Origin of the sequence: uncultured Nocardioides sp. (assembly GCF_902805925.1) — a bacterium.
Classification (GTDB): domain Bacteria; phylum Actinomycetota; class Actinomycetes; order Propionibacteriales; family Nocardioidaceae; genus Nocardioides.
Window position 1 is genome coordinate 1 of sequence record NZ_CADCUP010000023.1, and the last position, 12,284, is coordinate 12,284.

Below are 12,284 nucleotides of genomic sequence, written 5' to 3' on the forward strand. Positions count from 1 at the left end.
GCCGCTCGTCGCGGCGCTCGCGACGGCGCGCGTGCAGCGCCGCTTCCCGACCCTGCGCTGGGACGAGGGGGCCATGCGCGGCTGCGGCGGGGGCATCATCGCCGGCCTGCTGCTGGGCCTCCTCGCCTCCCTCGCCGGGGGTGCGGCCGGACCGGGACGGATGCGGTTCGTCGGTCCGTTCCACCTCGACGTGCTGGTGCACGCGGTGACCGCCTTCGGCGTCGGCGGCCTGCTGGGCGGCCTGGTGACGACCTGGTGGCAGCGGCGCACGTCCGTCCCGGTGGACGCCCCCGACGCCTGACGCCCCTAGACTCCGGCGGGTGCCCGCACCCGCCCGCCTCGTCGTCCTGGTCTCCGGATCGGGCACCAACCTCCAGGCGCTGCTCGACGCCTGCGCCGAGCCGGCGTACGGCGCGAAGGTGGCCGCCGTGGGCGCCGACCGCGACGGCATCGAGGGCCTCGAGCGCGCCGAGCGCGCCGGGGTGCCGACCTTCGTGCGGCGGGTGCGCGACTACACCTCGCGTGAGCACTGGGACCGGGCCCTGGCCGACTCCGTGGCCGCGTTCGAACCCGACCTCGTGGTCTCGGCCGGGTTCCTGAAGCTCGTGGGCGAGGAGTTCCTGGGCCGGTTCGCGGGACGGATGCTCAACACCCACCCGGCCCTGTGCCCGGCCTTCCCCGGCATGCACGGCGCCGCCGACGCGCTGGCGTACGGCGTCAAGGTCACCGGCGCGACGCTCTTCGTGGTCGACCACGGCGTCGACACCGGGCCGATCGTCGCCCAGGTGCCGGTGGCGGTGGAGGACACCGACGACGAGGAGTCGCTGCACGAGCGGATCAAGGTCGCCGAGCGCGAGATGCTGGTCCGGAGCGTGGGCCGGATGGCGCGCGAGGGCTGGTCGGTCGAGGGGCGCCGGGTCCGACTAGGCTGAGGCCCACACGACTGGCGCAGGTGGGCAACCGCCGGGGAGTGACGTCGGTGAGCATCGGACGCCTGGGTGCTCCCACCGCAACCGATGCTGCAGGAGTGGTCCCGTGTCAGATCTCCAGATCCCCCTCAGGCGCGCCCTGGTCTCCGTCTACGACAAGACCGGGCTCGAGGACCTGGTGCGCGGCCTCCACGACGCCGGCGTCGCACTGGTCTCGACGGGCGGCTCCGCCGCGCTCATCGAGTCCCTGGGCGTGCCCGTGACTCGCGTGGAGGAGCTCACCGGCTTCCCGGAGTGCCTCGACGGCCGCGTGAAGACGCTGCACCCGCGGGTGCACGCCGGCATCCTGGCCGACCGCCGCCTCGAGAGCCACGTCGTCCAGCTGGCCGAGCTCGAGGTCGAGCCGTTCGACCTGGTCGTGTGCAACCTCTACCCCTTCACCGAGACGGTGATGTCCGGGGCCTCGCCCGACGAGTGCGTGGAGCAGATCGACATCGGCGGGCCGTCGATGGTGCGCGCCGCTGCCAAGAACCACCCGTCGGTCGCGGTCGTCACCTCGCCCGCGGCGTACGGCGACGTGCTGGCCGCCCTCGCCGGCGGCGGGTTCACCCTCGCCCAGCGCCGGCGGCTGGCCGCCGAGGCGTTCGTGCACACCGCGACGTACGACGTGGCCGTGGCCTCCTGGATGGGCAACGTGCTCACCGACACCTCCGACGGCCAGGGCTTCCCGGCGTGGGTCGGCGCGACGTGGGACAGGGCGTCGGTGCTGCGGTACGGCGAGAACCCCCACCAGCGCGCGGCGCTCTACGGCAACGGCTCCAGCACCGGGCTGGCGCAGGCGACGCAGCTGCACGGCAAGGAGATGTCCTACAACAACTACGTCGACGCCGACGCCGCCCGTCGCGCGGCCCACGACTTCGACGAGCCGGCGGTGGCGATCATCAAGCACGCGAACCCCTGCGGCATCGCGGTCGGCGCGGACGCGGCCGACGCCCACCGCAAGGCGCACGCCTGCGACCCGGTGTCGGCGTTCGGCGGGGTCGTCGCCACCAACGTGCCGGTGTCGGTGGAGATGGCACGCCAGGTCGCCGAGGTGTTCACCGAGGTGGTCGTCGCCCCCGGCTACGAGGACGGCGCCGTGGAGGTGCTGGCGGCGAGGAAGAACATCCGGCTGCTGCAGTGCGAGCCGCCGCCCCGTGGCGGGGCGGAGACCCGTCCCATCTCCGGCGGCCTGCTGATGCAGCAGCGCGACCACGTCGACGCCGACGGCGACGACCCCGCGACCTGGACGCTCGCCTCGGGCGAGGCCGCCTCGCCGGAGGTGCTCGCCGACCTCGCCTTCGCGTGGAAGGCGTGCCGGGGCGTCAAGTCCAACGCGATCCTGCTGGCCCGCGGCGGCGCCTCGGTGGGCGTGGGCATGGGGCAGGTCAACCGGGTCGACTCGTGCCGGCTGGCGGTCGAGCGGGCCGGGGAGCGGGCCGCCGGGTCCGTGGCCGCCTCCGACGCCTTCTTCCCCTTCGAGGACGGCCCGCGGATCCTCATCGACGCGGGCGTCACCGCGATCGTGCAGCCCGGCGGGTCCGTCCGCGACGAGCTCACCGTCGAGGCGGCCACGGCGGCCGGCGTGACGATGTACCTCACCGGCACCCGGCACTTCGCCCACTGAGCCCCGGCGGAGCCGGGGCGTCCGGTGCGCGCCGGCTCCGAGGCACCACGACCCTGACAGGATGACCCCGTGACCGCACAGACCCTCGACGGCAGCGCCACGCTCGCCACCATCAAGGCCGAGCTCCTCGAGCGCGTGGCCGCCCTCAGGGACCGCGGCGTCGTGCCCGGGCTCGGCACCGTGCTGGTCGGCGACGACCCGGGCTCCCGCTGGTACGTCGGGGCCAAGCACAAGGACTGCGCCGCGATCGGGATCACCTCCATCCGCCGCGACCTCCCGGCCACGGCCACCCAGGAGGAGGTCGAGGCGGTCGTCGACGAGCTCAACGCCGACCCCGCCTGCACCGGGTTCATCGTGCAGCAGCCCACCGGCCTCGACGAGTTCGCCCTGCTCTCGCGCGTGGACCCCGACAAGGACGTCGACGGCCTGCACCCGACGAACCTGGGCAGGCTGGTGCTCGGCGAGCCCGGTCCGCTGCCCTGCACCCCCGTGGGGGCCATCGAGCTGCTGCGACGTCACGGGGTGGAGATCGCCGGCGCCGAGGTCGTCGTCGTCGGCCGCGGGCTGACCGTCGGACGTCCCCTCGGCCTGCTGCTGACGCGTCGTACGGAGAACGCCACGGTGACGCTGTGCCACACCGGCACCCGCGACCTGGCCGCGCACGTGCGCAACGCCGACATCGTGGTCGCCGCCGCCGGCGTGCCCGACATCATCCGTGGCGACATGGTCCGGCCCGGTGCGGCCGTGCTCGACGTCGGCGTCTCGCGCGTCGACGGCCGGATCGCCGGCGACGTGGCCGCGGACGTCTGGGGCGTCGCGGGCTGGGTCTCGCCCAACCCCAAGGGCGTCGGCCCGATGACCCGCGCGATGCTGCTCTCCAACATCGTGGACATCGCCGAGCGGTCCGCCCGCCCGTGACCGAGCACGACCTGCCGACGCCCGAGGACGTGCCGCCGGTCTCGGCGGAGGCGCTCGTCGACGGCGAGGTGGCGGCCCCCGAGGTCCTGGAGGAGCGCCGCTACCCCAGCACCCTCGGTGGCGCCATCTACCTCGTGGTCCTCGTCGTGGCGGTCGTCGCCGTGGGCATCGTGGTGGCCGGGTCGTGGCGCACCGGCATCCGGTGGTTCGGCGGCGCGCTCGTCTTCGCCGCCGCCGTGCGCGTCGGGCTCAGGCCCCGGGACGCCGGCATGCTCGCCGTCCGCTCCAAGCCGATCGACGCCACCCTGCTGGCCGGCGTGGGGGTGGCCCTGATCGTGCTGGCCAGCTCCATCCCCGACCAGCCGGGCTGAGCGCCTCCGGGCCCTGCCGGGCTCAGATGAGGCCGAGCTCGGTGACCGCGTCGCGCTCCTCGGCCAGCTCGGCGGTCGAGGCGTCGATGCGCGCCCGGGAGAAGTCGTTGACGTCGAGTCCCTGGACGATCTCCCAGCCGCCGTCTCGGGTGGTGACCGGGAACGACGACACCAGGCCCTCGGGGACGCCGTACGAGCCGTCGGAGACGACCGCCATCGACACCCAGTCGCCCTCGGCGGAGCCGAACAGCCAGTCGCGGGCGGCGTCGATCGTCGCGGACGCGGCCGAGGCGGCCGAGGACGAGCCGCGTGCCTCGATGATCGCGGCGCCGCGCTTGGCGACCGTGGGGATGAAGGTGCTCTCGAGCCAGTCCTGGTCGCCCACCGCCTCGGCGGCGTTCTGGCCCCGGACCTCGGCGTTGAAGAGGTCGGGGTACTGCGTCGCGGAGTGGTTGCCCCAGATCGTCATCTTCGTGATGTCGGTGACGGCGGCGCCGGTCTTCGCGGCCAGCTGCGAGATGGCTCGGTTGTGGTCCAGGCGGGTGAGGGCGGAGAAGCGCTCGGCCGGGATGTCGGGGGCGTTCCTCATCGCGATGAGGGCGTTGGTGTTGGCGGGGTTGCCGGTGACACCGATGCGCACGTCGTCGGCCGCCACCTCGTTGAGGGCCTTGCCCTGCGCGGTGAAGATCGCCCCGTTGGCCGAGAGGAGGTCGCCACGCTCCATGCCCGGCCCGCGGGGGCGGGCACCCACGAGCAGCGCCAGGTTGACGCCGTCGAAGATCCTCTCGGGCTCGTGGCCGATCTCGACCCCGGCGAGCGTCGGGAAGGCGCAGTCGTCGAGCTCCATCACGACGCCCTCGAGCGACTTGAGGGCCGGCTCGATCTCGAGCAGCTGGAGCTGGATCGGACGGTCGGGGCCGAGCAGCGAGCCGCTCGCGAGGCGGAACAGCAGGCTGTAGCCGATCTGGCCGGCGGCACCGGTGACGGCGACCTTGAGGGGGGCGTTGCTCACGAGGACTCCTCGGTGGACGGGGGTGATCGGTCTCCGACGCTAGCAGCGGCGCCGGCCACGGCGGGCCCGGGGTTGGCCGGGTGGCATGCTGGCCGCCATGACGACGAGGCCCCGCCGCGGGCTCGCCACGGCCGCGGCCGTCCTCCTGTCCGCGGCGGCACTGACCACCGGCTGCGCGGCGTCCCAGCCGCCGGTGAGCGACCCCGCCGGCGTCGACGGCCTCGTGGTCCCCACGCCCTCGCCCGACCCCGACGACTTCGTGGCGCGCATCGACAACCCCTGGCTGCCGTTGCGCACCGGCACCGTCCGCGAGTACGCCGTCTCCGGCCAGGTGCCCGGCACCCGCACCGTGACGGTGGTCGACGGGACCACCGAGGTCGCCGACGTCGACGTGACCGGCGTGCGCACCGTGGCCTCCGCCCCCGACGGCACGACGCTCGCCGAGGCGATCGACTTCTACGCCCAGGACCGGTCGGGCAACGTCTGGAGCTTCGGCCACGACCAGCTCACGCCGGACACCGTCGGCTCCTGGCGTGCGGGCGTGGCCGGGGCGGAGGCGGGCCTGGCGATGCCGGCCGTGCCGCGTCGTGGCGACGGCTACCGCCAGCAGCTCGCCCCGGGCATCGCCGAGGACCTCGCGCGCGTGGAGGAGACCGACGCGTCGGGGTCGACGCCCGCGGGCGACTTCGAGGAGCTGGTGCACCTCGTCGTCACCACCGGCGGGGGCGAGGTCGACCGGTTCTACGCGCGGGACGTCGGGCTGGTGCAGGAGTACTGGGCCACCGGCTCGGTGTCCCTCACCGAGGCACCCTGAGCGTCAGCCCTGCGGTCGGATCTGGGTGCGGCCGTCCTCGTCGCCGTAGGAGTTCTGGGCCATGTCGCCCTCGGCGTCGAAGCCCTCGATCCCGTGCGGCCACGCCACGAGCCGGCGCTCGGCCTGGCCTCCTCTGAGGCCGGGTGCCACGCTAGGAGCGGCCCGGGGCACCGGGTGGCGTCAGGTATCTTGACGTCAAGCAATTCCCGTCGCTCACCGGATCAGGAGTCATCGACCCCATGGCCACCATCATCTACACCCACACCGACGAGGCGCCGCTGCTCGCGACGTACTCCTTCCTGCCGATCGTCGAGGCCTACGCCCGCACGGCCGGGGTCGAGGTGGAGACCCGTGACATCTCGCTCGCCGGGCGCATCCTGGCGCAGTTCCCCGAGCGGCTGACCGACGAGCAGCGCATCGACGACGCGCTCGCCGAGCTCGGCGAGCTGGCCACGAGGCCCGAGGCCAACATCATCAAGCTGCCCAACATCTCCGCCTCCATCCCGCAGCTCAAGGCCGCGGTCAAGGAGCTGCAGGAGCAGGGCCACGACCTGCCCGCCTATCCCGAGAACCCGCAGACCGAGGATGAGAGGGCCGTCCGCGCGAAGTACGACAGGGTCAAGGGGAGCGCGGTCAACCCGGTGCTGCGCGAGGGCAACTCCGACCGCCGGGCGCCCGCCTCGGTGAAGAGCTACGCCAAGCAGCACCCGCACTCCATGGGCGCCTGGTCGGGCGACTCGCGGACGAACGTCGCGACCATGGGCCACGACGACTTCCGCAGCAACGAGCGCTCCGTGGTCATCGAGGCCGACGACACCCTGCGCATCGAGCACGTCGCCCCCGACGGCACCGTGACGGTGCTCAAGGACTCGGTGCCGGTGCTCGCCGGCGAGGTCGTGGACGGCACCTTCATGAGCGCCGCGGCCCTCGACGCGTTCCTGACCGAGCAGGTGCAGCGCGCCAAGGACGACGGCGTCCTCTTCTCGGTGCACCTCAAGGCCACGATGATGAAGGTCTCCGACCCGATCATCTTCGGCCACGTCGTGAAGGCCTTCTTCCCCGCCGTCTTCGAGCAGTACGGCGACCAGCTGGCCGCCGCGGGCATCAGCCCGAACGACGGCCTGGGCGCGGTCCTCTCCGCGGTCGACGAGCTGCCCGACGGTGCGGAGATCCGTGCCGCGATCGAGCAGCGCCTCGGGGAGGGCCCGGCGCTGGCGATGGTCGACTCCGACAAGGGCATCACCAACCTGCACGTGCCCTCCGACGTCATCGTCGACGCCTCGATGCCGGCGATGATCCGCACCTCGGGCCACATGTGGAACGCCGACGGCGAGGAGCAGGACACCCTCGCGGTGATCCCCGACTCCTCCTACGCCTCGGTCTACCAGGCCGTCCTCGACGACTGCCGCGCGAACGGCGCCTTCGACCCCTCGACCATGGGGTCGGTGCCCAACGTCGGCCTGATGGCCAAGGCCGCCGAGGAGTACGGCTCCCACGACAAGACCTTCGAGGTGCCGGCCGCCGGCACGGTGCGCGTGGTGGACGGTGCCGGTGCGACGCTGATCGAGCACGACGTCGAGGCCGGGGACATCTGGCGCGCGTGCCAGACCAAGGACGACCCGATCCGCGACTGGGTCAAGCTGGCCGTCACGCGGGCCCGGGCCTCCGACACCCCGGCCGTCTTCTGGCTCGACAGCGCCCGCGCCCACGACGCCAACCTCATCGCCAAGGTGGAGAAGTACCTCCCCGAGCACGACACCGAGGGCCTGACCATCGAGATCATGTCGCCGGCCGACGCCACGGCGTACTCCCTGGAGCGGATCCGCCGCGGCGAGGACACCATCTCGGTCACCGGCAACGTGCTGCGCGACTACAACACCGACCTGTTCCCGATCCTCGAGCTCGGCACCAGCGCCAAGATGCTCTCGGTCGTGCCGCTGATGAACGGCGGCGGCCTGTTCGAGACCGGCGCCGGCGGCTCGGCGCCCAAGCACGTCCAGCAGCTGGTGAGGGAGAACTACCTGCGCTGGGACAGCCTGGGCGAGTTCTTCGCCCTGGCGGCGAGCTTCGAGCACCTGGCGACCTCCACCGACAACGCGCGGGCGCAGGTGCTGGCCGACACCCTCGACCGGGCCACCGGCACGTTCCTGGCCGAGAACCGCTCGCCCGGCCGCAAGCTCGGCACCACCGACAACCGCGGCAGCCACTTCTACCTGGCGCTCTACTGGGCCGAGGAGCTGGCCGAGCAGAGCGAGGACACAGCCCTGGCCGAGGCGTTCTCGGCCCTGGCCTCGACGCTGCGCGAGCACGAGCAGGCCATCGTCGATGAGCTGCTGGCCGTGCAGGGCTCGCCGGCCGACATCGGCGGCTACTTCCACCCGGACCCGGAGAGGACCACGACGGTGATGCGGCCCTCCGCCACGCTCAACCGCGACCTGGAGACGCTCGACGTCTGAGCGGTCACCAATATCGGGTATCCGCCCCCCGACTTCCCACGGGACCACGGGGCACCCGCGTCTACTTGCGGACAGGTCCTCGCCCCAGCCGGCCAGGACACCGCGACCAGCCCGTCGGGCCGTCGGACCGCCTGAGGGGGAGGTCCGACCGCCCGGCGGGCTCTCGCGTGTGTGACGCGGCACCCGGAATAGCCACCGGCTCCCCACCGGTTGCATGATGTGAGGGTCGGTCGCGTCCTGCGTCGACCCGAGCTGCGTACGCCGTCAGCACGCCCTGTCCAGCACCACGGGAAGACCGGCTCCATGACGACGACCGCTCCTGACCCCACCACCACCGAGTCCGCCGCGCCGACGGCCCACCTCGGCTGGGCCGTGCTCGCCCTGGCCATGGGCGGCTTCGCCATCGGCACGACCGAGTTCGTCTCGATGGGCCTGCTGCCCGACCTGGCCGCCGGCGTGTCCGTGTCGATCCCGGCCGCCGGCCACGCCATCTCCGCGTACGCCCTCGGAGTCGTGGTGGGGGCTCCGGCGATCGCCCTCCTCGGGGCCCGGCTGCCCCGCCGCGCGCTCCTGGTCGCGCTGATGGCGGCGTTCGCGCTGGGCAACGCGGCCAGCGCGCTCATCAGCTCCTACGAGGGGCTCCTCGTCGCCCGCTTCCTCGCGGGGCTCCCGCACGGCGCCTACTTCGGCGTCGCCTCCCTCGTCGCGGCCAGCCTGGCCAGGCCGGGGCTCCAGGGCCGTGCCGTCGCGCAGGTGATGCTGGGCCTCTCGGTCGCGAACGTGGTCGGCGTGCCCGCCGCCACCTGGCTCGGCCAGCTGCTCGGCTGGCGCTCGGCGTACTGGCTGGTGGCGGTGCTGGGCGTCGCCACCATCGCACTGGTCGTCGCCTTCGTCCCCTCGCGCACCGGGGACCCGCACGCCACCTGGCGGCGCGAGATCAGCGCGCTCGGCCGTGCTCAGGTGCTGCTCACCCTGCTCGCCGGGGCGATCGGGTTCGGCGGCATGTTCGCGGTCTACACCTACATCGTCCCGACCGTCACCGAGGTGGGCGGCCTGTCGAAGTCGGTCGCCCCGGTGTTCCTGCTGGCCTTCGGCCTCGGCATGGTGGCGGGCACCTGGGTGGCCGGCGAGCTGGCCCGCTGGTCGGTCTTCGGCTCGCTCTTCGTCGGTGGCGTCGGCCAGGGCGTGCTGCTGCTCGCCTTCTCCTGGCTCGCGCCCACCGGCTGGTGGAACCTGCCGGTCGTCTTCGGCATCACCGTGCTCGGCTCGATCCTGGTCATCAACCTGCAGCTGCGGCTGATGGACGTCGCCGGCGACGCCCAGACCATCGGTGCCGCGATGAACCACGCCTCCCTCAACATCGCCAACGCCCTCGGCGCCTGGCTGGGCGGGCTCGTGGTGGCCGCCGGCTGGGGGTTCCGGGCACCCGGGGTCGTGGGAGCCGGACTCGCCGTCGTGGGGGTGTTCGTGCTGCTCGCCTCGTGGGGCCTGCACCGGCGTACGACGGCGACCCAGGCCGCCTGAAGGGTTCACGTCCTCGTCACTCGCTGGCAAGATGGAACTGGTGACCTGACCCCATGCGCACCCATCCTCGAGCCGCCTCCGCCGTCGGCCTCACCCTCGTCCTGGCCGCCGGCGCGGCCCTGAGCGCCACGGCCCCGGCCTCGGCCGGCCGTGACGGCCACCACCACGACGACGGGGCCAAGCTCGTGGGCTGGGCCGCGCTGCCGGCCGACACGTTCGTGCCCGGCAGCGAGAGGTCCGGCTACTTCACCGGCAACCCGGCCGCGCCGTACGCCGGCCAGCCGGTGCAGGGCTTCTCCGGCATCCACTCCCTGCGCGACGGCACCTACCTGGCGATGAGCGACAACGGCTTCGGCGCCAAGGCCAACAGCCAGGACTTCCGCCTGCGTGTGCACCGGATCCGTCCCGACCTGCGCGGCGGTGAGGTGTCGGTGCTCGGCGGCTTCGACCTCTCCGACCCCGACGGCCACGTGCCCTGGACGATCTGGCGCGACGGCGGCTGCGCGGCGGCAGCCACGCTGCCGGACGGCTACACCTGCCCAGCTCCCGACCGCACCCTGACCGGCTGGGACTTCGACCTGGAGTCGATGCAGGTCGCGCCGGACGGCACCTACTGGTTCGGCGACGAGTTCGGGCCGTTCCTGGTGCACACCGACGCGCGCGGCCAGGTGCTCGAGGCGCCGGTGGCCGCGCCGGGGGTCACCTCGCCTTCCCACCCGGCGCCTGACCAGGCGCCGAACCTGCCGAGCTCCAAGGGCTTCGAGGGCATGGCGATCAGCCCCGACGGCCGCACGCTGTACCCCATGCTCGAGGGCGCCACCGACGAGGACAAGGCCGCCGGCCTCGCCTCCGACCTGCGCATCTACACCGCGCCGATCGGTCGCGACGGCAGTGCCTCGTTCACCGGCGACTACCGGCGCTACCGGATGGAGTCGCCCGACCACGCCCTCGGCGACTTCATCGCGGTCAACAAGCACGAGTTCCTGGTGATCGAGCGCGACAACCTCTCGGGTGCTGCCGCGCGGTTCAAGCGGATCTACCTCGCCGACCTGCGCGACCGGGACCGCGACGGGTACGCCGACAAGAAGCTGCTGGTCGACCTGATGGACCTCGCCAACCCGCGACGGCTGGGCGGCCAGGGCGACCCGTTCACCTTCCCCTACGTCACCATCGAGGACGTCGAGATCATCGACCGCCACACCATCGCGGTGCTCAACGACAACAACTACCCCGGCACCGGCGGCCGTGGCGCGGACGTCAGGGACGTCAGCGAGTTCCTCGCCGTCAGGCTCGACGACAAGCTCGACGTCGACCGCCGCCTGCTCCGGTCGGGGCCGGCCGAGCCCGCCGGCGTGCGCTTCTCGACGTACAACGCCTCGCTCAACCGATCGGCGGCCGGTCAGCTGGTCTCGGACCTCTCCACCGGGGAGAACGCGCAGGCGCGCGCGGTCGCGGAGGTCATCCAGCGTGCGGCACCGGACGTGCTGCTGGTCAACGAGTTCGACTACGTGCCCGGCGGCCGTGCCGCGGAGCTGTTCCGCGACAACTACCTCGCCGTGTCGCAGAACGGCGCGCCGGCGGCGGACTACCCCTACTACTTCGTCGCACCCAGCAACACCGGGGTGCCGAGCGGCCTCGACCTCGACAACAACGGCTCCGTCGGCGGCGGCAACGACGCCTTCGGCTTCGGTGACTTCCCGGGCCAGTACGGCATGGTCGTCTACTCGAAGTACCCGATCGACAAGCAGGACGCGCGCACCTTCCGGAAGTTCCGGTGGAAGGACATGCCCGGCGCCCGGCTGCCCGACGACCCCACCACCTCCGCACCGGCCGACTGGTACTCGCGCAAGGAGCTGGCGTCGGTGCGCCTGTCCAGCAAGTCCCACTGGGACCTGCCGATCCGCGTCAGCCGCCGCGAGACCGTGCACTTCCTCGTCTCGCACCCGACGCCGCCCGTCTTCGACGGACCCGAGGACCGCAACGGCAGGCGCAACTTCGACGAGATCGGCTTCTGGGCCGACTACGTCCGCGGACGGCACGCGTCGTCGTACATCTACGACGACCGCGGCCGCCGGGGCGGGTTGAAGCGCGGTGCCTCCTTCGTCGTGGCCGGTGACCTGAACAGCGACCCCCGGGACGGCGACTCGATCCCCGGTGCGGTGCAGCAGCTGCTGCGCCTCCCGCAGGTGAACGACGCCCGCACCCCGTCGAGCGCGGGCGCCGTGGAGGCCAGCGCGCTGCAGGGCGGTGCCAACGCCGCCCACCGCAGTCCCGCCCGCTTCGACACCGCCGACTTCGCCGACAACGCGCCGGGCAACCTGCGGGTCGACTACGTGCTGCCGAGCCGGGACCTCGACATCCTGGACTCCGAGGTCTTCTGGCCGGTGCGCGCCAACCCGCTCTTCCGCCTCACCGGTGAGTTCCCCTTCCCCACCAGCGACCACCGGCTCGTGTGGGTGGACGTGGAGGCGGGGAAGCGCCGCCGCTGAGCGCCGCTGACCCCGGTGCGGCCGTCGATCTACTCAAGCGGGACGTGCTCGGCGACGTCCGTCCCGGAGGGACATGGCGAGACGCGGGGCGCGTTCGTCGAGCGC

Annotated in this window: 11 protein-coding genes; 9 read left to right on the forward strand and 2 right to left on the reverse strand. The window is 72.9% G+C overall.

The window, feature by feature from the left end; translation table 11 throughout:
• The 5 genes from QZX64_RS01385 to QZX64_RS01405 all read left to right on the forward strand — a co-directional run.
• On the forward strand, window positions 1-301 hold a 301-nt coding region (locus QZX64_RS01385; protein ID WP_295656349.1), incomplete at its 5' end, for a DUF6350 family protein.
• Window positions 302-320: 19 nt separating this feature from the next.
• Complete coding sequence (gene purN / locus QZX64_RS01390) at window positions 321-932, forward strand: phosphoribosylglycinamide formyltransferase (RefSeq protein ID WP_295656351.1); 612 nt, start codon at window positions 321-323, stop codon at window positions 930-932.
• 103 nt (window positions 933-1,035) lie between these two features.
• Window positions 1,036-2,595: a bifunctional phosphoribosylaminoimidazolecarboxamide formyltransferase/IMP cyclohydrolase gene (gene purH, locus QZX64_RS01395; protein WP_295656352.1), complete on the forward strand. Its 1,560-nt coding sequence runs from the start codon at window positions 1,036-1,038 to the stop codon at window positions 2,593-2,595.
• 69 nt (window positions 2,596-2,664) lie between these two features.
• Entirely contained in the window at window positions 2,665-3,513 is an 849-nt protein-coding gene (locus QZX64_RS01400; protein WP_295656353.1) for a bifunctional methylenetetrahydrofolate dehydrogenase/methenyltetrahydrofolate cyclohydrolase, read from the forward strand.
• On the forward strand, window positions 3,510-3,884 hold the full coding sequence (locus QZX64_RS01405; protein ID WP_295656354.1) for a DUF3017 domain-containing protein: 375 nt from the start codon (window positions 3,510-3,512) through the stop codon (window positions 3,882-3,884). Before QZX64_RS01400 ends, QZX64_RS01405 begins: the two co-directional genes overlap by 4 nt.
• A 22-nt stretch (window positions 3,885-3,906) precedes the next feature.
• Here QZX64_RS01405 and QZX64_RS01410 read toward each other — a convergent pair whose 3' ends face one another.
• Window positions 3,907-4,896, reverse strand: coding sequence for a malate dehydrogenase (locus QZX64_RS01410; RefSeq protein ID WP_295656355.1), 990 nt, complete (start codon window positions 4,894-4,896; stop codon window positions 3,907-3,909).
• Window positions 4,897-4,993: 97 nt separating this feature from the next.
• Here QZX64_RS01410 and QZX64_RS01415 point away from each other — a divergent pair, with 97 nt between their 5' ends.
• The gene (locus QZX64_RS01415; protein WP_295656356.1) at window positions 4,994-5,710 is read left to right on the forward strand and encodes a hypothetical protein; all 717 of its coding nucleotides are present in this window, start codon (window positions 4,994-4,996) and stop codon (window positions 5,708-5,710) included.
• Between the two features lie 3 nt (window positions 5,711-5,713).
• Here QZX64_RS01415 and QZX64_RS01420 read toward each other — a convergent pair whose 3' ends face one another.
• Window positions 5,714-5,860, reverse strand: coding sequence for a hypothetical protein (locus QZX64_RS01420; protein WP_295656358.1), 147 nt, complete (start codon window positions 5,858-5,860; stop codon window positions 5,714-5,716).
• Between the two features lie 80 nt (window positions 5,861-5,940).
• On the opposite strand from QZX64_RS01420, the gene QZX64_RS01425 reads away from it, so the two are divergent.
• The 3 genes from QZX64_RS01425 to QZX64_RS01435 all read left to right on the forward strand — a co-directional run bounded on the left by QZX64_RS01425 (window position 5,941) and on the right by QZX64_RS01435 (window position 12,179).
• Window positions 5,941-8,166 carry an NADP-dependent isocitrate dehydrogenase gene (locus tag QZX64_RS01425; RefSeq protein WP_366558493.1) on the forward strand — a complete coding sequence of 742 codons (2,226 nt, stop codon included), beginning with the start codon at window positions 5,941-5,943 and terminating at the stop codon, window positions 8,164-8,166.
• Between the two features lie 303 nt (window positions 8,167-8,469).
• The gene (locus tag QZX64_RS01430) at window positions 8,470-9,690 is read left to right on the forward strand and encodes an MFS transporter (protein WP_295656361.1); all 1,221 of its coding nucleotides are present in this window, start codon (window positions 8,470-8,472) and stop codon (window positions 9,688-9,690) included.
• 53 nt (window positions 9,691-9,743) lie between these two features.
• On the forward strand, window positions 9,744-12,179 hold the full coding sequence (locus tag QZX64_RS01435; protein ID WP_295656363.1) for an esterase-like activity of phytase family protein: 2,436 nt from the start codon (window positions 9,744-9,746) through the stop codon (window positions 12,177-12,179).
• Window positions 12,180-12,284 lie beyond the last annotated feature (105 nt).